We start from the raw sequence: 22,535 nt of genomic DNA, 5'->3' as shown, positions 1-22,535 counted from the left end.
CCTGCCGGAACATATCCGGCAGGCTTTTTTGATTTGCGTGGTGCCCTGTTACTATTTATGTACCAGCGGCAGCATCAGGTTCTGGCCCTGGCCGCGCAGGCTGAGCAGGTAGGTGCCGGCCGGCAGGTTGGTGAGCTGCAACTCCTGGATGGTAGCGCCCTGCAACGACAGTGTCTGAATACGGCGGCCGGTCAGGTCCAGAATTTCACCCTGATAAGCGCCGGCCGGCAGGCCAGTCAGATCCAGGGTGGCCTGAGCCGGGGCCGGGTTGGGGTAGAGGCTCACGACGCCTTTGCCAGCTTTGAACGTTGCCACTCGCACCGGGCTCAGCGACGAGCCTTCGTCGGTATCTACTTGCCGGAGGCGGTAGTACACCACCTGCAGGCCGAGCTTGCCCACGCCACCGTCGGTGTAGCGGTAGCTGGTGCGGCGGGAAGTAGTGCCCTGGCCCTGCACAGTGCCAATTCGCTCGAAGGCCGTGCCGTTGAGGGAGCGTTCCACTTCGAAGCGGGCATTGTTTTTTTCGGATGCAGTTACCCAAGTCAGCAGGGCATCGGTGCCGGATGCCTTGGCTTCAAAAATGACCAGCTCGACAGGCAGCGGGCGGGCAATGCGCACGTCCTCAGTGGTATTGCTGGCGCTGGCGTAGTTGGAGCCTTCCACCGGGCCGCCGCTGGAGTAGGTTCCGCCGGGGCTGACGATGCTGGCAGCTTGGTCGCGGGTAGGGTCGGCGTAGGTAACGGTGGCACTGGCCTGGTAAAATACCTCATCCAACGCATTGGCCGCTACGGTAGCCCGGAACGAAATCAGCAGGGTCGCGTCGCTGGGCAGAAAGATATTGCCGAAAGCAGGCGTGTTGGTGCCATTGGTCGGTGTGGTGTAGCCGGTAGGCGTGAACGTGCTGCCATCGGCCCGCCGAATAGTAACGGTGGTGGGGCCGGACGCGTCGTAGCCAAACAGCCCGGCAGGTAATGTTACGCGTGCTGCCACACCCATAGCCGAGCCGCCTCCCGTGTTGGAGATAGTCAGGGAGTAGGTGGCAGGTGCTACGCTGCTGCCCGTACCGCCACTACGAGTGAGGGTAGGGGTGCTGGTCGCCAGCGTAGTGTTGAGCTCTGGCAGACAACCACCGGCACCGGCAATGGTATAAGGTATACCCCGTCCGGCAGTAGTAGAAGAGGTGCCCGCACTGCCGCTGGTAGCTCCAAAGGCACTATTGCCACTGGAAGTACGCCCGGCCGTGCCGCCTGCCACCGAGGTGGTGGCGGCACCATTCGTATAGATGAAGCCGCCGCCGCCGCCGCCACCGGGGCCGTAGTTGTCGGCAGCTGCCGTGTTGGCGCTGCCGCCGGTGCCGCCGTTGGCCTGCAGCGTCAGGTTGCTCAGGCCGGATGTCAGGTTAGCCAGCACCACGATGCTGCCTCCGGCGCCCCCGCCTCCGGCGCCTTCCTGCGCTGCTGCGGTGCCGGGGGCATTGCCGCCATTGGCACGCAGAGTGCCGGTACCGCTCACCGAGCCGGTCCGCAGGAGTAGAATACCGCCGCCCAGGCCACCACTGGCCGCCGCAAAATTGCTGTTGCCGGAGCCAGCACCATTTGCTGAACCGGCCCCGCCGCCACCACCCAGCGTAATGCGGGTAGTATTGGCCAGCGCAACTACTGCGCCACCCAGCGCCTGCGCGCCCGTACCGCCCGAGCCAAAGCCGTAGCCCCCGCTGCCGCCTGTACCGGCGTTGCCGCCGCCTGCTCCACCGGCATTGCCGGAGTTCGTAATCGGCGCGAAATCCACGGCGCCGCCACCGGCATTGCCCGGCGCGCCCCGGCCCGTAAAGCCATTCCGGTACCCCGCAAGGCCGCCATTCACGATGCCGGTACCGTTGTATACAAACTGCGGTGTGCCAGCCGTGCCTTCCCCTTTCGCGCCATGCGCCCCCGAATTGCCTCTTCGGTAGTCGGAGGCTAGGGCAGTAGTACTGCCATCAGTAATGCGCCCGCCACCGCCCCGGAATCCTTTGGCCGTGAGGTCAACTGCTGCGCCGCTGGCAAACGAAGTGAGGCCCGCAACGTCCAGGGCCAGCACGCCGCCGGTGCTACCGTTCCAGGCGGGCGTGCCCGCCGCTGTGCCGCTCACATCCAAGTCAGAGAATTGCGGTACCCGAATCACCTGGAAGCGGCGCTGACCGGTGGGGTTGCTTGCGTCGTCATAGTCGAGGTTCTGGTAGCCGCGCGTAAGACCACCGACCAGCTGGAGCGTACCTCCGGTGAGGGGGACGTCGGCGGCAGCAATACCATACTCATACTGCCCGGCCGTGAAGTCGGTGGTTGAGTTGCCGGTGCCAGTGGCATTATTTGCTCCATAAGACGCATCGTTGGCCGTCGTGATGGTGGCTCCTTGCATCTGCATCAGCAGCACCAGGTCGCCGGCCGAAATGGGGGTAGTGCCGGCAGCGGCTGCCCCTACAGTTAGTGCGCTGCTGCCTGCCGCCACGCTGGCCGCGCCAGGATAATAGGTGTTCAGCACCGAGCCGGTAGTGAGCGTGCCCGGTCCGTCCTTGCCCGGCGTAGCGCAGGTGGTTGCCACCCGCACGGTCAGGTTGGCCAGGTTGGAGGTCGAATTCAGGATGGAGTTGACGCGGTACGGAATCCGGACAACCCCGGCAAACGTGGGGGTTGGGTCGAAGGTGACCACGCCGGACGCATTGACGCTGAAGGTACCTTCTCCGGCCACCGTATAAGTGCTCTGGATGCCCGACTGGCTGGGGTTCAGATCAACGGAAGCGGCGTCAATGCTGCTGCCCGGGGCCTGGTCGTTGCTCACTACATCAAACGAAACGTTGGTATCCAGCAGCGTAACGGCCTGGTCGTTGGCCGCTACGGGCGGCAGCACAATCTGCAGATTGCGGATTTCATGAATGTTGGTGCTGCCGCCGGTGGCGCCGCTAAAGCCAACACGCAGCGTGCTCGGTGGTGCCGATACAACATAGTTGCTGATGGTAGTCGTGACATCGGAGCCGTGCTGAATGCGGATAGTGATGCGGTAGGTACCACCGGACGCAATGACGTCAATAAACGCCCGCCGATAGTCGGGGGAGCCGTTCTGTGCCCGGGCTGTTGCCACATCGAGGCTGAACGGCAGCGACTGGGTGCCGGTCAGATAAGGGTACTGGTCGGTACCCGCGCCGTTGCCCGCCCCCCGGATAGCCACTGCGTCAGGCGTGAGGTTGCCGGAGTTGATACCGCCATTGCGGCCTTCCGTCTGGTTTGAGTAGTTGCCCCACTCATCAATCCCAATACCGATATAGCCATTGCTGACGCCCGGAATACCGGTCTTCTGCGCGTAGCCGAGCGAGCCGCCCGATGCTCCGATATTGAAGGTTTGCGTGCTGCCATCAATCAGGAACACGCTGAAACCATCTGCGCCGGGCGTGGTGCCGCCGTAGGCAAAATATTCAAAGGAAATGCTGAATCCCTGCGTCGCCGGGAACGAGCTGTTGTCGATGGCATAGCCAGCCTGATAGGTAGTGGACTGTGTCAGACGTAGATAGCCTTCGCCAGCTGCGTCGCCGCCGGTTGTGCCGTTATCGGTGAGGTAGGCAGTACCCCCGATGGTCCAGCCCGTTGCTGTGGAGTTGCGGAACGTTTCGAGCCGTGGAAACTGGGCATATGCCCGGCCACGGGCGCACAAAAGGCCCCAGAGCAGAATAATAAAAAAGGAGCGCCACTTCAGGAAAGGCCCGGATTGCCAAAAGGTAAAGAGTGCTTTCATACGTAAGAAATGGAAAATTGAAGAGTTGGTTTATGATTATTCCTGTTGTTTGGCCAAGTGAGTGATATGATATTATTTATAAAATACAACTTGTATAGTGTTATATGAGCAATTATAGCTCATATTTATTATTAAGTACATAAATGGAGTGTTATTGTTTTGTGGATTTATCAAGTGTGCCTACATAGAACTGAGCGTAGGCAAACAGGCGCTCCAACTGGTGGTATAATCTCTAGGGCACTTTGGCCCAATAGTTGATACAGATTGGTGAGAAAGAATATTTTTTAAGGTGTTTTGGTTGTGGAATTGGGGCGGGCCGTTGGTTCGCCTTAATTTTTTATGGCCTCTATGCCCGCCAATACAAACCGCCAGCTGGCAATACAGGGAGATGGTGGCTGGCAGGAAAGCGGCAAAGCCCGGCTCGTCAGCCCGAAGGGGCTGACGAGCCGGGCTTTGCCGGGCTGAAAATTTTGATGCGCGTATTGCTGCCCTGGGAGTGCCGGTAACAGCGAAAGTCTGTTCTGGTGCGCAGTGGTTCCGTATAGCGCGCGGAGACTGGCTTTACTGGATAACGCGCAGCTCGTACTCTCCCGCAGAATTCGGTACCAGGAAAGCGCCGACGCGGCTGGGACCATAGCCCAGATTCACTTTAACCCATTCGTCGCGCACGGGCAGCAACTCGATGATTTCCTGGCGCAACCGGGCTAGGTCTTCTTGCAGATTCTGGCGCTTCTGCCGCACCTCCTCCGCGTGCTGAGGAAAGCTGCCGGTGGCGGAGCGCTGCTCGAACTGCTGGGCAGCTGCGGCTTCCTGTGCCTGCTCAGAAGACAGGTTTACTGCTTCCACCTGGGCTCTTTGCAGGTCTTTTTCCGCCGCCAGATAGGCGTTGACCTTGTCTTCGAGCGGCAGAAGGTTCGGGTTGAGGTAGTCGAGATTGGTAGACATGGAAGTTGCGTCAAAAGCTGCTTGGATACTAGCCAAACGCAACCCAGCGCCAGAAGGATACGCGGGCCCTGTTCCGCCTCAGTTCGTGCGCAGGCCGGGCCGCAGGCGGTGAGCGACTACCGGCAATGCCGTACCTTGCGGCGTCGGCCCGCAGCCGGCTCACCCGGACTTTCGAATTTATGCCCGCCAGCAACCTTTCCGCCGCCGACCCGCTTGGCCACGCCCTGCTCGATTATCAGCGGGGGCAACTGGATGCCTCCCTCACCGTCCATAGCAACGTAGCCGAAGAGGAGCCGTTGCCGGCCGCCTATTTCTTCCGCAGCTTGTGGGAAATGCCCGAACTGGAGCGGCAGGCGCTGGACGAATGCCGGGGCCGCGTGCTGGACCTGGGAGCCGGGGCCGGCTGCCACGCGCTGGAGCTGCAAAGCCGCGACTTTGAAGTGAAAGCCGTGGATATTTCAGCTGGCGCCGTGCAGGTGATGCAGGAGCGGGGTGTGCGGGAAGTAGCCTGCCACGATATTTTTGACGCGGCTCTGGCCAACGGGAAATACGACACGCTGCTCATGCTCATGAACGGCGTAGGGCTGGTGGGCACACTGCAGGGCCTGGAGAAATTTCTGCGCCATGCCCGCACCATGCTGGCCCCCGGCGGCCAGATTCTCGCTACGTCCTCCGATATCAGCTACCTCTACGAAGACGAAGACGGCGCTTTGGTGTTTGACCTGAACGGGCCGTACTATGGCGAGGTGACCTATACAATGCAGTACGGCGAGCAGCACGGGGCCGAGTTTCCGTGGCTTTTCGCGGATGCCAGCATCGTGCAGGATTACGCTGAAGACGCCGGCTACGAAGTGGAGTTTCTGGGGGAAGACGAGCAGCAGCAATACCTTGTGCGCCTCACCGTGCGTATGGAGCGCGACGCCTAAGCGGTTCGCGCATCCACTGCGTTTTTCCTGATTTCTGCCGCAACCATGACCTATATCAAAACCTTCACAGTGCGCTGGGCCGATATGGACCCGAACGTGCATATGCGCCATTCTGCCTACACCGACTACGCCGCCCAGGTACGTCTCGATTTCCTGGCCGACCAAGGCTTTTCCATGCACCGGTTTGCGGAGCTGGGCATCGGCCCCATCCTGTTCCGCGAAGACACCCGCTTTCTGAAGGAAATTCATCTGAGCGAAACCATCCGCGTGACGGCAGAGCTGGGCGGGCTGAATGCCGATGGCTCCCGCTGGCGCATTGTCCATACCCTCTACAAAGCCGATGGCCGCGAAGCCGCTGTGGTAGCTGTTGATGGCGCCTGGCTGGATCTGAAGCTGCGCAAACTCACGGTGCCGCCACCGGAGCTAACCGCTACGTTCACCGAAATGACGCGGCACGCCAGCTACGCTGATATCGTTCGGGAAAAGAAGTAGTGAGCCCGGCAGCGGCGCGGCTACTGCAAGGATTTGCCAATCCGCTCGAGCTGGCGCTGGTGGTGCAGCACATGGTCGAGCATGAAGTCCAGGGTTTGGTAAATGGTAAGCATGCCCGAGCGCGGGTGCTTGAAAATGGCCCGGTCCAGGAGCTTGCCCGGATATTCGTTCAGGGTCTGCTCCAGACGGCGGCGCACCGACTGCCATTCCTCGCGCAGTTGCGGCAATGATTCCACCTGATCCGGCGTCAGCTCAGCCAGCCGGGACGGCGCCTTGAAGCGGGTGAAAGGCAGGCGCAGCAACACGCGTAGCAGCATGGACTTGAGGGTGTGGCCCAGCCCGGCCTTCTCCAGCTCCTCAGACTGCTGCAGCTTTTTGTCGAGATACTGGCAGATACCGGTTTCCGAAACCACCAGATGCTGCACTACCTGCGCCGCCGACCATTGGCCCGGCCCCGGCGACTGGTGAGACTTGCTGCCCAACGCCTCGGCCGATTTCAGCAGGCGGTCGGTGGCTTGTTCGAGTTGCTCGAGGCGAAGATGCAGGCGGTGATTCATGTGGGAAGGCGAGGGTAGCGGAAATGCGGCGTAGCTTTGGGCAAAAGGTACGTAAAATCCCTCCTGCCGGCCCATGTGGCCATCTAGTCCGCCCGCTTAATGCCTGTGCTACCTTCAGTTGCCCGCTTTTTATCTGCTTCCAGAGGTGCTGAGGTCGCCTTGCCCGCTGGAAGCAGGGTGCAGCAGCAGGCTTGGCCGCTCTGGGTGCGTATCGTGGTGGTAGTGGCGCTGTATGCTGGCTATTTCCTGCTCGGTGGTGGCCTCACCGGCACTCGCATGCCCTACGATGCGGGCCACTACTGGGAGCTGGCTGTGTCGTTTCAGCGGCACCACCAGGCTTTTTCGCTGCTGTATTTCGACACGCCTACGCGCGGCTACCTGGCGGCGCTGCTGCAGTTTCCGGCCCTCATCATCCGCTTCCTGACCGACTGCACCATGCCGCAGGCGGCCAAAACGATGGGCGTGGTATGGGCCGCTGCGCTGTATGCCTGGCTGATTCCGGCACTGTGGCAGCAGCTGGTACCCGGCCGCGTAGCCGGAGTGCGCTGGCTGGCCCTGGTGCTGCTGGCTTTTGTGTTCTGGCGCGACCATTTCAGCTTTACGATGGTGGATATGCCGGCGCTGGTGCTGCTGCTGCTGGCCCTATGGGCGTGTGGGCGGCGAGGACTGGGGTGGTGGCTGGTAGCAGGCTTCAGCCTCGCCGCCGCCTTCAATAGCCGCCCGATGTATCTGGCGGCCGTGCCAGCGGTGCTGGCGCTGGCGGGCTGGTGGAGCTGGCAGCGTAGCCGGCGCGCACTGGTCTGGCGGTGGGCATTGCTGCTGCTGGGCATGGCGCTGGCACTGGCCCCGCAGCTGGCCATCAACCGGCTGCAGTTCCGGCAGAATACACCGCTGGTGCTGGCCCGCGTTTCCGATACGGAGCAGGCGCCACTGTACCTCAAACAGCTTACCTGGGGCACCCGTTTGCTTCGCTACGATGCCGACCTGAACAAGCGCCTTTTCTTCGTGGACCCGGCGGGCCTGCGGGTGCTGCAAGAAGCCGGAATCAGCCAGTATACTTCCTACGGGCAGTTTCTGAGTGCCGTGTTGCGCCACCCGCTCGACTATAGCTGGCGCTACGTGCGGCACTTGTTCAACGGGCTTGACGTGCAGCAGCCCGCCCCGTATCTGCTGCACGACTACGGCCCCGAACGCCACTTGATGCAGCTGCTCAACTATGCAGCTCTGGGGCTGGGGCTGTGCGTAGTTGCCGGGGCTAGGCTAGGGCGCTGGTTGAGCTGGCCGCGTGGCTTGGTGCTGCTGGCGCTGCTGCTGCCCTGCGCGGTGGCCGTGCCTACTGCTATTGAGTCGCGGTTTGTGCTTCCGCTGCATCTGCTGCTGCTCACGGTGGCCGCGTTCCGGTTTTCTCCCCGGCCTTACCAGGAGTGGTGGCGGGGCCGGCCGCTTCGGTTGGTGGCGGGGCTGCTGGTGGCCGGCCTGTGGCTGGGCTGCTGCTTCTGGCTTTCGGCGGCCACTTTCCGCAACTTGCAGCCCGACCCTGGCAAAGGCAAGTCCTTAGTGGACGACTAAGCCGGCTTCGCTAAACCTCAGATTCTCTTGCTGACACAACTATTATCGGCCCGGCCCGGCCGCCCGCGGCTTCCGTACTGGCGCCTGACTCTGCTACTGCTGCTGGCGTATCTGCTGTATCTGCCCTTTTCCGGCTACACGCGCCTGTACCACGACTCGCTGAACTACTGGTTTATCTCCATCTACTACCATAAGCAGGGCAGCTTCTCGCTCCTCAACTTTCACGATAGTTTCCGGGGCTACCTGCTGCCGCTGCTGCTGCTGCCGCTGCGCATCGTGCAGTTCTATACTAATCTGCCGCCTATTCTCTTTGCCCGCGTGTTCGGAGCGGTGTCGGCGGCCGTGGGGTTTGGGCTGATTGGACCACTGCTGTGGCAGTCCGCTAAGGGGCAGCGGGAGCCGCTGGCCTGGGTGCGGCGGCTGGCCTTCGCGGCGCTGGGCTTTGCCCTGTGGCGCGACTATTTCAACTTCACGCTCACCGATTTCCCGGCCCTGTGGGCGCTGGGACTTGGTGTATTGCTGCTGTATAATGCCGGCCTTTGGGGAGTAGCGGGAGCGGGAATGTGCTTGGCCGCGGCCTGCAACATGCGCCCCACCTATCTGATTTCCGTGCCTTTTTTTATGGCGCTTCTGGCAGTATTGCCGCTCCATATCAACGGTGGTCGGCGGGTGGCTCGCACACTGGCGCTGCTGGCTGGCATGGCGCTGCTGTGGCTGCCGCAGCTGCTGATCAACCACTACCAGTTCCGGCAAAACTCGCCGCTGGTGCTGGCCCAGCACGAGGACCTGGAAACGGATAATCTTTACCGCGAAAAGCTGAAATGGGGCTTGGTACACCAGAAATACGAAACCACAATCGTCACCGACTACCCGCAGCGGGTTCTCATATTTCGGGACGTAGCTGGCGAGCAGCTCGTCAAAGCCGAGCGTATCGGCTGGTTCGACTCGTATGGCAGCTACCTGCAGCTGGTGCTGCGCCACCCGCTCACGTTCACGAAAATGTATGCGTGGCGGCTGTTCAACGGGCTTGACGTGCAATATCCGACGCCGTATATCAAGCGGGTGTACGTGCCGACCTGGGGCCTGGCGTGGCTGAACTATACGGTGTGGTTCGGGGCGCTGCTCGTGTTGCTGCGTACTCGTTTCCGCAAGCTACGCTGGCACCAGTGGTTGGTGCTGGCCGTGCTGCTGATGCCCTGTATGCCCATGCTGCCCATGAGCATGGAATGCCGCTTCCTGCTGCCACTGCATCTGCTCCTGTACGCGGTGCTGTGTTTCGGGTGGCCCACGGCGTGGCACCCTTCCCAGTTGCCGCGCCGGCAGTTGGCGGCGGTGGGAGTGGCATATGTGGGGTTTGTGGCGGTCTGCTTCTGGGCATCAGTAACGGCACAGGCTACGCTGGAGCTGGGGCCGCGGGCATTGTGGTAATAGCAGTGGCAGCTGGAGTCTGATGTTGAGTTTGGAAATGGATGAGTGAACTGACTTCTCGTTCCGCAATAAAAAAGCCCCGCAGCCAGAACGGCTGCGGGGCTTTTTGCGAGAAGCGGTGCTTCTTTATTTCTTGACGTACATCACCTCGCGCACGGCATTCACGGTGCGACCTACGTTTGGTAGCGAGGCTTCGATGAGGGTAGGAGCGTAGGGCAGCGGCACGTCCATGCACGTTACGCGTACTACGGGCGCATCAAGGTAGTCGAAGGCGCGGCGCTGCACGGTGTAGGCCAGCTCCGAGCTAATGCTGGCCAGCGGCCAGGCTTCTTCTACCACCACCATGCGGTTGGTTTTCTTCACTGAGTTCACCAACGTGTCGTAGTCAATCGGACGTACCGAGCGCAGGTCGATTACTTCGGCTTCGATGCCTTCTTTGGCCAGCTCGTCGGCGGCGGCCAGGGCAATCTTCATCATCTTGCCGAAGCTCACCAGCGTTACCGATTTGCCTTCGCGCACCACGTTGGCCTTACCGATTTCGAGGATGTACTCTTCCTCAGGCACCTCGCCTTTGTCGCCGTACATCTGCTCCGACTCCATGAAAATTACTGGGTCTGGGTCGCGGATGGCGGCTTTCAGCAGGCCTTTGGCGTCGTAAGGGTTGGAGGGAACCACTACTTTCAGGCCGGGCGTGTTGGCGTACCAGTTCTCGAAGTTCTGCGAGTGCTGGCTCGAAAGCATGCCCGCGCTGCCCGTAGGCCCGCGGAACACGATGGGGCAGGAGTACTGTCCGCCCGACATCGAGTAGATTTTAGCGGCTGAGTTAATCACCTGGTCGATGGCAACCAGCGAGAAGTTGAAGGTCATGAACTCGATGACCGGAATCAGGCCGTTGATGGCCGCGCCCACGCCGATACCGGCAAAGCCCAGCTCAGCAATCGGGGTGTCAATTACACGTTCCGGCCCAAACTCGTCCAGCATGCCCTGGCTTACTTTGTAGGCGCCGTTGTACTCGGCTACTTCTTCGCCCATCAGGAACACGCGCGGGTCGCGGCGCATTTCTTCGGACAGGGCTTCACGCAGGGCTTCCCGGAATTGGATGGTCCGCATAGTCTGTTGCAGTTCGAAAGTCAGAATGAAAAAGCCGGGCCAGCCGGCGCGTAAAGCTACAACGGCTAGCCGGGACGGGCAAGTAAAGGCGGCTTCACAATGGAAAAGGCAAGTTACAACGGCTCAAGCCGCAAGCCGTCAGCCGCCGCCGCTACTCTATATACCTGATTTGCGCACCTGACATACCGGATGTTTTCAGCCACGGCAACCGTATTTGAAGGATTGCGAAGAAAAGCACCTATTGTATACGTCAGGACCAGCGTATCGCCTTTTTGCTCCTGTCGGGTAATGTTGGTCTGGATAGCAGAACTCAGTGAAGTCACAGTAAGCTGCCGATTATTCAACAGCATCAATAGCGCACTGTCGGACTCAGTAGGAGGTACTTTGGTAGAAAGGCAACCAGTAAATAGTGCTGCTGATGCCAGAAGGGAATAGGCTCGTGTTTTCATAGCACTTCAAATAAGTAACGCTCTTTTGCACCGGTAAGAGCTGTCTACCGCAACACCTCCAGAAATACCTTCCCTTTAGCATATTCGGCAAACTCCAGATCCTCAACGGCGCGGCTGGCGAACTTCCGGTCGAGCTGCACGGCGCGGCGCAGGTTCTGGCCCATCAGCGTTTCGTCCTGCTGGCGCGCCGCCACCACGGCCAGGCAGTAGTAGGCCAGCGGGTCGTTGGGCTTCAGAGTAAGGGCTTCCTGGTAGATGCTGGTGGCACCTTCATAGTTGCCTTTCAGCAGGTAGATAAGCGCCCGGTTCATGGTGTTCTGGTAGCTTTTGGAGCTGTAGCTGAGGCTGCCCAGCGCATCGTCCAGCTGCCCAACTTCAATTTCCAGTGCCGCCTTATCGGCAAATACCTTGTCCAATACGGGCCGCGGGCCGCCGAGCTTGATGGCGTAGTCGTAGTTCTGCAGGGCTTCCAGCTTGTCGCCGGCGCGGTGGTAGGCGGTGGCGACGCGGTAGAACATGTTGGCCGCGGGGTTGCGGTGCGCAGCCAGCGTGAAGTTCACGGCCGAGCGGCGCAGGTAGGCCCGGCGCACTTTATCGCTCACTTCTTTCTCGGAGCGCTGCAGCAGCACCACGCCCAGGTTGTGGTAGGCTTCCCAGCGGCCGGTAGTAGCGGCCGAAGTTTCGTAGATGCGCTGCTTTTCGGCCAGCAGCGGCGTGAGCGTGGCCGAGTAGCGCAGTTCCTCCGGCGTCAGGGCATCGGCTTCAAGCTGCTTCTCTACAATCTTTTTCGAGAGCAGATAGATTTCCGAATCGTAGCGCTTGGGCGCCGAATACTGCACCGCCACCGTCCCGAAGCGCATCACCGGATAGATGTATTGCTCCAGGTAGTCGAAGTAGGAAAGCTTGTGCAGGCTCTTTTCCTTCTGAGCATAGGTGCCGGGCGTATCGTTGATGAGCAGCAGCACCGAATCGACCTGCGCGGGCTTCAGCGCCGACTCCTGTACCTTGTTCAGAAACAGGTCCCAGCGGCGGTGGTAAGCTTCGGTTTCGAAGTCGATGTCGTGCACCCGGTTCAGGTAGGAATCCGTATCGACGCGGTTTTTGTAGTATTTCTGCAGCGCCAGTACGCGCTTGTCGGCCAGGCGCCGGTCGTGGGCATCCAGCGAGTCGGGCGAGTGGCCGGCCACTATCATCACCTTTTCGGTGCGCTGGTTGGCCTCGATAAAGTCTTCCAGCGCCGCTACATTGGTGCCCAGGTAATTACGAATTTCGGCCTTGCCGGCATCGAAGAAAAACGGCAGCACGCGGGTGCCGCTCATGTTATTGTCTACGTTATCAACGAGCAGCGTAATGGCCGTATCTTGGCGCACTACCAGCTGGCCCGTGCTTACGATGCCCCGCGCCACCCGAAACTCCTTGCCTTTCACCCGCCTGCCTTTGGCCTTCAGCTCGCGCGCCTCGGGGAGGGCCAGCAGTTCGCCGGGGCTTTTGGCCGGAGTGTAGGGGAAAGAGAGCTGCTTTTTGAGGACTAATTGGTCCTTTTTTTCCTCATCGTACACATACTCGCCCGACACGAAGGAGAGGCGGCCCAGCGTGTCTTCGCGCAGGCCATTATCATAGACGTAGCGCATATTGAGCCCGTAGGCCGCGCCTTTTTTCAGGTGCTTAGCCGGCACGCGGGCCGTTACCTCAAACAGCACATTTTCGCCGTTGCTTTCCAGCACCGAAGGCTGCACGCTCACTTGCTGGCCGCTTTGCGCAACCTTCAGCATCTTAGGTAGCGTACAACCGGGCAACGTACCGGCTACTACCAAGAGCAAGGTGGGCGAAATCAGGTGCGAAAGGCTTCTCATAAGCAGAGTATCTGGGGCGGAATTTCAGACAACAAACGGAAAACCGCGTACGGGAGACGTATCTTGGAAGGAATTTGCACCGCTTGAGCTTGCTCAGACAGACGTATCTTGTTATTTTGTACCAGGTTAGCAACACTCAGTCTTTACAACAGGATGCTATGAAACGTCTTACCGACTACATCGAAAAGCAGAGCTTTGGCGTCTGCAATGCCTTGGGCAACCGGTTGGGCTTCTCTTCCAGCAGTGTCCGGCTTTCCTTCGTATACGCTTCGTTCTTCACCTTCGGCTCGCCCATTGTGCTGTACTTCGCTCTTGCCTTCTGGATGAACGTGCGGCGTGCCATGCGTCGGCAGCGCAGCACGGTCTGGGACTTGTAACGCACACGGTGGCTTATTCGGGTGCCTGCTCTCGTTAAAAGAGCAGGCTTTTTTGTGAGCAACCCAGCGCAACTGAAGCCGATAGGCGGCCAAATGGTCAGGAAAGCAGGCGGGTATCCAGCTCCGAAAACTTGCGTTTGCCCTGCCCGAAATATGCCCACACCAGACTGCCCCGATACACGCCCGGCCGCTGCTGCGTGAGGCGCGGCGGATACTGGCGGCGCTTCTGCTTCCAATGAGAGAGGCGGCGGTAGAAGTCACGGTGAGCCCGCAGGATGGCGCGGGCATCCGCCGATTCGCCCTGCAGCAGCAGGCGCAGCGCCGCCACCCAATCCAGCACAAGACGGGTAGCCAAAGTGCCGGCCAGCTCCGATGCATGCGTGTTTTTGTAGACCAGCGCCAGCCCGTTGCGGAAGTTGAGGTAGGTTTTGCGTGGGTTGGATTTGTGCAGGGTGCCGCCTCCAACGTGGTACACTGTGCTGCCGCCGTGGTACCACACCTCGTGGCCGGCGTTCCAGAGGCGCCAGCACAGGTCTATTTCCTCCATGTGCGCGAAGAATTCCGGTTCCAACCCATGCAGAGCGTGCCAGGCGCTCAGGCGCACCACCATGCAGGCCCCGGTAGCCCAGGCCACCGGCCGGGCATCATCGTACTGGCCCTGGTCGGGTTCCAGCGTATCGAAGAGGCGGCCGCGACAGAAAGGGTAGCCCAGCCGGTCGAGGTAGCCGCCACCAGCTCCGGCGTATTCGAACAATTCCGGCTGCGCGTGGGCCCGTATTTTGGGCTGAACGGCCGCTACGGCTAGGCGTGCTTCCAGAAGCTGACGTATGGGCTGCAACCAGCCCGGCGTCACGGCCACATCGGAGTTGAGCAGCACCGCATACCGGATATCGGGTGCCAGTTGGTTAAGGGCCTGATTATAGCCCTCACAAAAGCCTAAGTTGGCGGCATGCGCAAGTAGCTTCACTTGCGGAAACTCCTGTACCAGAACGGCCACGGAGTCATCTGTTGAGGCATTGTCAACGACGATAATCTGTGCTGCATTGCTGTAAGCCAGTACTGAAGGCAGAAACTGGCGCAACAGGGCCGCACCATTCCAGTTCAGTATTACTACGGCTACATCGGCGCAGGCGTCAGCAATACCGGTTACAGCAGAAATTGGCGTTGAAATGCTGCTAGAGGCCAAAACCGCCGAGGTCGAGGCCAGGAATGTTCGGAATCAGGCCGCTGGTCTTGCGCTTCAGCTCCTCCTTGGCTTTGTCGCCGGCTTCATCCAGTGCCTTGTTCACGGCCGCCACTACCAGGTCCGACAGCATTTCCCGGTCGGAGAGGAGGGTTTCATCAATTTCAAGTTTAATCACGCGGCGCTGACCGTTGGCGGTGGCGCGCACAAGGCCGCCACCCGCTTCGCCGGTGGCCGTCACAAACTGCATTTCCTGCTGGGCCTGCTGCATTTTCTCCTGCAGCTCTTTCATTTTGCCCATCATGCCCATCATGTCAAACATAAGCTCTTCTATCGTTGAGTCCAGCGAACTGGAAGGGGGTAAGGTGTAGTCAGGTTCTGATATAATCCGAGCAACATGTGTTGCTCATCCTACACCGCGCACTTGTTTCCGAGACCAGCTTTGCGCAAATGGCTACTCTGGAACCTGAATTTTTATTTCACCGGCGAATCTGCTGGCAACAGCGCAATTTACGCAAGTCACAGCCATACCAACATAATGGGCTCCGCTACTGCATTAGTAGCTGTTAGCCGAATAGCGGGTAAAATCCTCGCAAGATCTTCAACTGTTGGGGTTCAACGCTGCACCAGAAAGTGACCGGAATACCCGACTGATGCTAGAAAACCATATGAAGGCGTAAGCGGAAAAACTGTACATGCTGGTGCACTATTTAGCAGGCAAACTACCTGATGAACTTGAACCTAGTGCCAAGAGCTACACCTATCTACACCAGCTTGTCGGGGGTTATGGGCAACTCCCGCACACGCTTGCCGGTGGCATTAAACACCGCATTGGCAATAGCAGGAGCCACACCAATAGTGGCAATTTCCCCAATGCCCTTTGTGCCCAACGCGTTGACGTACGGGTCAGGCTGGTTCACAAATGCCACCTGAATGTCGGGCGAGTCGGCATTTACCGGGACATGATAATCGGCGAAGTCCTTGGTGATGTAGCGGCCGTACCGGTCGTCGATGATGGCGTGCTCCATCAGGGCCATGCCGATGCCGCCTACCGCGCCGCCTTTCATCTGGTTGGCGGCGGTTTTCTCGTTGATGATGGTGCCCGCATCGGCGCAGGAAACCAGTTTGCTTACCCGCACCTCGCCGGTAAGCACATGCACCAGCACCTCGGCAAAATGCACCGAAAACGAGTACATGGAATACTTCTGACCAGCACCATCGGGCTTGGCTTCCACAGCTACGGCTGTGCCGCCGGCTTGCTTCAATAATTCGGCGTAGGGTACGCGGGCAGTGGAGTTACTGGCCAGCGTGAGGTACCCATCTGTCAGGATAATATCCTCTTTCTTAGCCGAGGCAAAAGCCGCGCTGCCTACCGCCGCCAACTGCCGCAACTTGTCCTTCAAGGCCAGGCAGGCCTGCTGCGTGGCCGGACCCACGCTATTCACAGTGGAGGAGCCACCTTGCGTGCCCGCCTTCGGGAAAGAAGAGTTGCCCAACTCGAACCGGATTTTCTGCGGGTCCATACCGAGCGTGTCGGCCGCAATTTGCGTCATTACGGTGCCGGTGCCAGGGCCAATGTCGGTGGTGGCGCACTGGAGCAGCACCGTGCCATTGGGCAACAGCTGGGCGCCTACAGTAGCCGCGCCCCGATGCGCCCCAAATGTACCCACGCCCATGCCGTAGCCCACCTGCCAGTCGCCGTCGCGCACACTGCCTGGCTTCAGCTGGCGCTTGTTCCAACCAATGCGGTCAGCACCCAGCTGGTAGCATTCCTTCAAAAACTTGGTGCTCCACGGCTTACCGTTTTCGGGGTCAGTATCGGTGTAGTTGCGCAGCCGGAATTCCAGCGGATCAATGCCCAACTGGTGCGCCATTTCATCCATAGCGGACTCCAGCGCAAATGCACCAGTCGCCTCGCCCGGGCCGCGCATCCAGATGGGTGAGCCTATGTCAAGGGAGGCCAGACGGTAGCGCGTGGTCAGATTAGGCGACTGATACATCATGCGCGTCTGGGCCAGCGTCGATTCGGTGAACTCCTCGTAGCTGGACGTCTGGCCGATGCTCTCGTGCGTAATAGCCGTGATTTTGCCGTCGGCCGTGGCGCTCATCCCAATTTTCTGCCAAGTGTAGGGCCGGTAACCCACCATCGTGAACATCTGCTCGCGGGTCAGCATCAGCTTCACCGGCCTATTCACCACTTTAGCCGCCATTATGGCAGCTGACTCGTGGGGCCAGCTGTGCAGGGCATTGCCGAAAGCACCGCCCACGAATGTGGCAATGACCTTTACGTTTTCTTCGGGTAAGCCCCATTCTTTGGCAAAGTCGCGCCGGGTGGCCATGGTGCCCTGCGTCTTGTCGTAAATTGTTAGGCGGTCGGGCGCTTCCCAGTGCGCCGTAATGGCCTGGAGCTCCATCGGATGGTGCACCTCGGTCGGAATCACATAGTCCTGTTCCAGCTTGATAGCGCCGGCCTTATACGCATCCGTCTTTCCCCGCTGGTAGTCGTTCATCGGGTTCTTCGGATTTTTCTTGGCCGAAGTCGGGAGAAAAGCCTGGGGCTTGCTGGCCTCCAGGTTGGTCTGGTGCTTTTCCGGCGCGTACTGGCCCTTCACCAGCCGTGCGGCAAAGCGGGCCCGCTCCAGCGTATCGGCCACCACAATGGCAATTGGCTGGTCGTTGAAGCGAATTTTATCGTCGTGGAATATCTTAATCGGCCCACCCACCGTGGCTGGCTGCGACGGGTCCTTGCCCGCCGTATCAAAGCCCGGCACCTTAGGCGAGTTGAAATGGGTGATGACGGCCAGCACGCCAGGGGCTCGCTCAGCGGCCTTGCTGTCGATGCCCGTAATGCGGCCTTTGGTGATGGTGCTGCCCACGAGCACGGCATAAGTGATGCCGGGTAGCTCGTATTCAGCCGAATAGGTGGCCGCGCCAGTTACTTTCAGGCGGCCATCCACGCGGTCCATCGGTGCTCCGATTTGCTTTTCTGGGGTTTTCATAACAAAATCGGGTTAAGCGGCTGCGGCGGTTTTAAGCGCCTGGACAATTGCATTAGGGCCAAGCTTGAGCTTGTAGGCGTTGTACTTAAAAGACTTGGCGCCCTGCATAGCCACATCGGCCGCCTGTCGGAATGTTTCTTCGGTAGCCGGCTTGCCAACTAACATCTGCTCAGCAGTTGTGAGACGCCAGGGCTTATGGGCTACGCCGCCCATGGCCAGCCGCGCCGCTTTGATGATGTTGCTGCCGTCGATGTCCAGCGCTGCTGCTACGGAAAGCAACGCAAAAGCGTAACTGGCCCGCTCGCGCACCTTTTGGTAGTGCACATGCTTGGTGAAAGGACCATCCGGCACGTCTACGGCTGTTATCAGCTCCCCGGGCGTAAGATTAGTGTCCTTTTCGGGCGTGTCGCCGGGCAGGCGGTGGAAGTCGGCGAAGGGGATGCTGCGGTTGCCTTTAGGGCCACTTACCTGCACCACTGCATCTAGGGCTACCAGCGCCACGCTCATATCGGAGGGGTGCACGGCAATGCACTTATCTGAAAAGCCGAAGATGGCGTGCATTCGGTTAACGCCTTCCAGCGCGCCGCAGCCGGTACCGGGTTGGCGCTTGTTGCAGGGCATGGTAGTATCGTAGAAGTATGCGCAACGGGTGCGCTGCAGCATGTTTCCACCTACGGTAGCCATATTGCGCAGCTGCGGCGAGGCTCCGGCATTCAGGGCTAAGGCCAGGAGCGGCTGCTTCTCACGCACCTGCCGGTCCTCAGCTACGGCCGAGTTCAGGGCCAGAGCGCCAATACGCAACCCGTTGTTCTGGGACTCAATCTTGCCTAATGGCAGGCGGTTAATGTCAACCAACTTCTGCGGGCTTGTTACCCCGCGCTTCATCAAATCCACGAGGTTGGTGCCACCCGCAATAAAGGCGGCATTGGGGTCCTTCGCAACTGCGTCGATGGCGGCCTGTTGCTTGGTAGGGCGGCTGTACTGGAACTGGTTCATACCTTTTGTCCTCCCTTCTTCACGTCCTGGATAGCCGCCACGATGTTTGAGTAAGCTCCGCAGCGGCAGATGTTGCCACTCATATACTCCCGTATTTCACCCTCAGAGCCGGCGTGGCCTTCACGCACACAAGCCACGGCACTCATAATCTGGCCGGGCGTGCAGTAGCCACACTGAAAGCCGTCGTGCTTCACAAACGCCTCCTGCATGGGGTGCAGCTTGTCGCCGTCAGCTAGGCCCTCAATGGTGGTGATTTCCTTGCCGTCGTGCATCACCGCGAAGCTCAGACAGCTATTTACGCGCTGGCCATCCACGTGCACAGTGCAGGCCCCACACTGGCCATAGTCGCAGCCTTTCTTAGTGCCGTTCAGGTGCAGTTGCTCACGCAACAGGTCGAGTAGCGTCGTGCGGGGTTCTACCGAAAGCTTCAGCTTTTTGCCATTCACTTTCAGGCTTAGCGGTACTTGCTCAATGGCCTCAGCCACCCGCTCGTCCAGCTTGGCCTCGGCAGCCGATACTACCGGGCCCGGCACCAGAGCCATGGCCGTCAGCAGCGTCGACTGTTTAAGAAACGTGCGTCGCGAGTCATCGTGGGGACTTGCGTTTTCGGGTTCAGTATTCATGACGAAAAGGAAACAAAGGCAGGTAGAAAGCGCCGGTTTGGCCCGCCAAGCATGAGTATACGTTAGATTTTCTTTACCACACGGGCCGGTACGCCCGCTACAATAGTGTTGGCCGCCACATCCTTCGTGACAACTGCACCAGCCGCTACTACCGCATTTTCTCCGATGGTAATGCCGGGCATGACCGTGGCATTAGCCCCAATCCAGGCATTCTTCTGTATAAGAATAGGCTTGGAATAGGTGCTCTTACGTTGCGCGGGCTCCAGTGGGTGGTTGGTAGTAATCAGACTCACTTTCGGGCCCACCAATACGTTGTCTTCCAGTGTAATTCCGCCACGGTCCATGAACACGCAGTCGAAATTCACGAACACGTTTTTGCCAATCCGGATGTTGTGGCCGAAGTCCGTGTAGAAAGGCGGAATCAGGAAAAAGGTTTTGTCTACCTCTTGGTTGATCAGCTCGCTGAAAACCCGCCGAACCTCGTCCTCATCATCCACCATCATAGAATTGAGCTGGGAGGTAATACGGATGGCTTTGCGAATGACGGCGTAAATCTGTGGGTATTCCGGGTCGTCGAGCCGGATGATTTCACCAGCCAAATCCCGCTCAAAAATTGTTTTTGGTAGATTCTTCATGGCTTTGAGAGACCCGGTCGATAGTCGGTATATGTCCGTTGCTGTCCTTGCTAGACTATTAGTGAAGAGCAAAATGCCCGTGTCCTGCGTCTGCTGCACATGAGCAAGTGCGCGGGTTGCCGCACTTATAGTTCGAATGTTACGGTGGCGCTGCCAGCCCCCAGAGCAGCCGCTAGTCCCGCAGGGTTATTGATGCGCCCCAGCCGTGTGTAGCGGTAAGAGGTGGCAACGCTTTTGTAAAACAGAACCAGTGTTTCACTGCCATACAGCATCAAATCGCCCGCCTGAATGGTGCCAGGACTGGTGGAATTAGTTGGCAGGCCAGTCGCGAAGTCGTAATACTTCTCGTTGCTGTTTAGCTCACTCATTGCAACGGTGAGAGGTAGCAGGGCTACGAAGGCCGCGGAAGAAGGATTGTCGAACAGGGTAGCGGTGAAGGTGTCGGAACCAATCCGAATGCGAAGTCGGGTGCTCATCGTAGGCAAATTGGCGGGCTCAGAGGACTCGTTTTCACACGCCCCGGTGCCACTCAACAGCAGCAATAGGAGCAGTAGCAGCAACGACGGTCGTTTCATGCCTGTTTAGTAGTGGTTACAGCGTAGCCAAGTCGATGACGAAGCGGTAGCGCACATCCCCTTTTACCATCCGCTCATAAGCAGCGGCAATGTCCTTGATGTCAATCAGCTCGATATCGGAAACGATGTTGTGCTCGGCGCAGAAATCCAACATTTCCTGAGTTTCGGCAATGCCGCCGATGGTAGAGCCAGATACGCTTTTACGGCCCGGAATCAGGGCAAAGGCCGGAATTTCCATGGGTTTAGGTGGCGCTCCAACCAAGATGTGGGTGCCGCTGGTTTTGAGCAGCGACAGGTACAGCGGAATGTCGTGGTCGGCTGCTACGGTGTCGAGAATGAAGTCAAAGGAGCCTTTTACTGCTTCCAACTGGGCTTCGTCCTTGGTAACCACGAAATGATGGGCACCAAGGGCCTTGGCGTCGGCTTCCTTAGAAGGGGAGGTGCTCAGCACGGTCACGTCCGCGCCGAAGGCCACACCAAACTTCACGCCCATGTGGCCCAGGCCGCCCAGCCCAACCACGGCCAGCTTATGGCCGGCACCCACTTTCCAGTAGCGTAGCGGCGAGTATGTAGTGATGCCGGCACAAAGCAGCGGGGACACCGCGGCCAGATTCAGCTTCTCCGATACGTGCACCACAAATTCCTCACGCACCACAATGGTGTTAGAGTAGCCGCCGTAGGTAGGGGCTCCGTCGCGTCCGAGGTTGTTGTAGGTCTGGGTATTGCCTTCCAGACAGTATTGCTCCAGCCCATCCTTACAGTTTACGCAGACCTGGCAGGAATCTACCATACAGCCTACGCCAGCCAACTCATCTACTTTAAATTTCTTGACATGTTCGCCCACTTTGGTGATGCGGCCCACGATTTCGTGGCCCGGCACCATCGGGAAGATGCCCGGAAACCACTCATTGCGGATCTGGTGCAGGTCGGAGTGGCAAACGCCGCAGAACAGGATTTCAATCTGCACGTCGTGCGCCCCAACGTCACGGCGCTCGAAATTCCAAGGGGCGGGGTCTGTGGTCGGGCTTTGTGCTGCGTAACCTTTGGCTGGTATCATGGTAGGCTGGCTAAATGAGTGAAGTGGTAAAAGTGCCTGTCAGCTGAAGACGTGGGCGAATAGCTGTCGAACAGCTTTTTACAAATCAAGCAGGATGGCGGAAGGCCAACGGTGTGCTGCCGGTATGCTGCTTAAAGAAGCGAGTGAAGTAAGTCGCGTACTCGAAGCCGAGGCGGTCTGCAATGTCGGCTACGGGCCAGTCGGTGTGCTGTAGCAGCGTTTTGGCTTCGTGCACGAATCGTTCGGCCAGGTGGGCGGTCGTAGATTTTCCCGTGACTTCCTTTACTGCCCGGTTCAGGCTGTTGACGTGCACGGCCAGGCGGTCGGCGTAGTCCTGGGCATTTTTCAGGATGGGCTCGTCAGTAGGCGTTGTCACCGGAAACTGCGCGTCCAGCAAGGTTAAAAACAGGGCGGTGATGCGCTCCGCTGCGTTGGTTGAGGGCACGGTGTACGCACTGGCCGGCTGCATCTGGGCCGCTTCGTGAATAATAAAGGAGAGCTGGCTACGCAGCAGGTCGTGCTTATGGGGATAATCAGTTTCCTGGTTCTGGAGCATCCGCTCAAATACCTGCGCGAGGTAGCGCTGCTGCTCAGTAGTGAGAAAGTAGACTGGGTTGCCATCTACTTTGTAGAGTACCGATTCCTTGAGGCTGATACCGCGCATAGCCGAATGCAGAACGCTTTCGGTGAATCCGCAGACATACCCTTGCTGGTCGCCACCGCCTTCTACTACCTCCCAGGAGTAGGGCACCAGCCGGTTGGTAAACACCAAGGCTGGCTTGTCGACGGCGTAGCTGCGGGTAGCGTAGTGCAGCTCGTTGGCGCCTTCCAGCACCAGCACCACCTTGAAATGGTCGCGCCGGCTGAAGGCGCCCATCACCCGGCGGACATCCTCCATTGTCGCCACACAAATTTCTCCACTGATAAGAGGGTGGGCAGAAGACCGGGCAAGAAGGTGAGGCTGCGGCATTGGATTCGACAGCGCCAGCATCAGGC

At 59.2% G+C, this 22,535-nt stretch carries 20 protein-coding genes; 5 read left to right on the top strand and 15 right to left on the bottom strand.

The window, feature by feature from the left end:
- Window positions 1–51: 51 nt before the first annotated feature.
- Entirely contained in the window at window positions 52–3,765 is a 3,714-nt protein-coding gene (locus tag IC231_RS08135) for a T9SS type A sorting domain-containing protein (RefSeq protein ID WP_190784051.1), read from the bottom strand.
- A gap of 561 nt (window positions 3,766–4,326) precedes the next feature.
- On the bottom strand, window positions 4,327–4,710 hold the full coding sequence (locus IC231_RS08130; RefSeq protein ID WP_190784050.1) for a hypothetical protein: 384 nt from the start codon (window positions 4,708–4,710) through the stop codon (window positions 4,327–4,329).
- A gap of 125 nt (window positions 4,711–4,835) precedes the next feature.
- Here IC231_RS08130 and IC231_RS08125 point away from each other — a divergent pair, with 125 nt between their 5' ends.
- Window positions 4,836–5,636, top strand: coding sequence for a class I SAM-dependent methyltransferase (locus tag IC231_RS08125; protein WP_211538956.1), 801 nt, complete (start codon window positions 4,836–4,838; stop codon window positions 5,634–5,636).
- A 45-nt stretch (window positions 5,637–5,681) separates the two neighbouring features.
- Window positions 5,682–6,128 (top strand): acyl-CoA thioesterase, encoded by a 447-nt coding sequence (locus IC231_RS08120; protein ID WP_190784049.1) that lies wholly within the window; start codon window positions 5,682–5,684, stop codon window positions 6,126–6,128.
- A 20-nt stretch (window positions 6,129–6,148) separates the two neighbouring features.
- Here IC231_RS08120 and IC231_RS08115 read toward each other — a convergent pair whose 3' ends face one another.
- Window positions 6,149–6,685, bottom strand: coding sequence for a DinB family protein (locus IC231_RS08115; RefSeq protein ID WP_190784048.1), 537 nt, complete (start codon window positions 6,683–6,685; stop codon window positions 6,149–6,151).
- Window positions 6,686–6,862: 177 nt separating this feature from the next.
- On the opposite strand from IC231_RS08115, the gene IC231_RS08110 reads away from it, so the two are divergent.
- Window positions 6,863–8,254, top strand: a complete 1,392-nt coding sequence (locus IC231_RS08110; protein WP_190784047.1) for a hypothetical protein — start codon at window positions 6,863–6,865, stop codon at window positions 8,252–8,254.
- Between the two features lie 27 nt (window positions 8,255–8,281).
- Window positions 8,282–9,682, top strand: a complete 1,401-nt coding sequence (locus tag IC231_RS08105) for a hypothetical protein (protein WP_190784046.1) — start codon at window positions 8,282–8,284, stop codon at window positions 9,680–9,682.
- Between the two features lie 126 nt (window positions 9,683–9,808).
- Here IC231_RS08105 and IC231_RS08100 read toward each other — a convergent pair whose 3' ends face one another.
- From IC231_RS08100 to IC231_RS08090, 3 genes are all read right to left on the bottom strand, one after another.
- Window positions 9,809–10,792 carry a pyruvate dehydrogenase complex E1 component subunit beta gene (locus IC231_RS08100; protein WP_044017955.1) on the bottom strand — a complete coding sequence of 328 codons (984 nt, stop codon included), beginning with the start codon at window positions 10,790–10,792 and terminating at the stop codon, window positions 9,809–9,811.
- 113 nt (window positions 10,793–10,905) lie between these two features.
- Window positions 10,906–11,241, bottom strand: a complete 336-nt coding sequence (locus IC231_RS08095; protein ID WP_190784045.1) for a hypothetical protein — start codon at window positions 11,239–11,241, stop codon at window positions 10,906–10,908.
- A 44-nt stretch (window positions 11,242–11,285) separates the two neighbouring features.
- On the bottom strand, window positions 11,286–13,094 hold the full coding sequence (locus IC231_RS08090; RefSeq protein WP_190784044.1) for a tetratricopeptide repeat protein: 1,809 nt from the start codon (window positions 13,092–13,094) through the stop codon (window positions 11,286–11,288).
- 158 nt (window positions 13,095–13,252) lie between these two features.
- Between IC231_RS08090 and IC231_RS08085 the strand changes: the two genes are divergently transcribed.
- A complete protein-coding gene (locus IC231_RS08085) occupies window positions 13,253–13,471 on the top strand; it encodes a PspC domain-containing protein (protein ID WP_185886735.1) in 219 nt (72 codons plus the stop codon).
- Between the two features lie 97 nt (window positions 13,472–13,568).
- Here the strand turns inward: IC231_RS08085 and IC231_RS08080 are convergent, their stop codons facing one another.
- From IC231_RS08080 to IC231_RS08040, 9 genes are all read right to left on the bottom strand, one after another.
- Complete coding sequence (locus tag IC231_RS08080; RefSeq protein WP_211538955.1) at window positions 13,569–14,657, bottom strand: glycosyltransferase family 2 protein; 1,089 nt, start codon at window positions 14,655–14,657, stop codon at window positions 13,569–13,571.
- Window positions 14,647–14,976 carry a YbaB/EbfC family nucleoid-associated protein gene (locus tag IC231_RS08075; protein WP_185886734.1) on the bottom strand — a complete coding sequence of 110 codons (330 nt, stop codon included), beginning with the start codon at window positions 14,974–14,976 and terminating at the stop codon, window positions 14,647–14,649. Before IC231_RS08075 ends, IC231_RS08080 begins: the two co-directional genes overlap by 11 nt.
- A 442-nt stretch (window positions 14,977–15,418) precedes the next feature.
- Window positions 15,419–17,653, bottom strand: coding sequence for a xanthine dehydrogenase family protein molybdopterin-binding subunit (locus tag IC231_RS08070; RefSeq protein ID WP_190784043.1), 2,235 nt, complete (start codon window positions 17,651–17,653; stop codon window positions 15,419–15,421).
- 12 nt (window positions 17,654–17,665) lie between these two features.
- Complete coding sequence (locus IC231_RS08065; protein ID WP_190784042.1) at window positions 17,666–18,649, bottom strand: FAD binding domain-containing protein; 984 nt, start codon at window positions 18,647–18,649, stop codon at window positions 17,666–17,668.
- Window positions 18,646–19,272, bottom strand: coding sequence for a (2Fe-2S)-binding protein (locus IC231_RS08060; protein ID WP_185886731.1), 627 nt, complete (start codon window positions 19,270–19,272; stop codon window positions 18,646–18,648). The genes IC231_RS08065 and IC231_RS08060 overlap by 4 nt, the downstream gene beginning before the upstream one ends.
- 62 nt (window positions 19,273–19,334) lie before the next feature.
- Window positions 19,335–19,907, bottom strand: coding sequence for a sugar O-acetyltransferase (locus tag IC231_RS08055; RefSeq protein WP_190784041.1), 573 nt, complete (start codon window positions 19,905–19,907; stop codon window positions 19,335–19,337).
- Window positions 19,908–20,032: 125 nt separating this feature from the next.
- Window positions 20,033–20,482, bottom strand: coding sequence for a cyclophilin-like fold protein (locus IC231_RS08050; RefSeq protein WP_190784040.1), 450 nt, complete (start codon window positions 20,480–20,482; stop codon window positions 20,033–20,035).
- A 16-nt stretch (window positions 20,483–20,498) separates the two neighbouring features.
- On the bottom strand, window positions 20,499–21,539 hold the full coding sequence (locus tag IC231_RS08045) for an NAD(P)-dependent alcohol dehydrogenase (protein WP_190784039.1): 1,041 nt from the start codon (window positions 21,537–21,539) through the stop codon (window positions 20,499–20,501).
- An 85-nt stretch (window positions 21,540–21,624) separates the two neighbouring features.
- A complete protein-coding gene (locus IC231_RS08040; RefSeq protein WP_190784038.1) occupies window positions 21,625–22,437 on the bottom strand; it encodes a helix-turn-helix domain-containing protein in 813 nt (270 codons plus the stop codon).
- Window positions 22,438–22,535: the final 98 nt, after the last annotated feature.

The organism is Hymenobacter duratus (genome assembly GCF_014698995.1).
GTDB lineage: Bacteria > Bacteroidota > Bacteroidia > Cytophagales > Hymenobacteraceae > Hymenobacter > Hymenobacter duratus.
The sequence above is the reverse complement of the archived record's forward strand: the minus strand, read 5'-3'. Positions and strand labels throughout refer to the sequence as shown.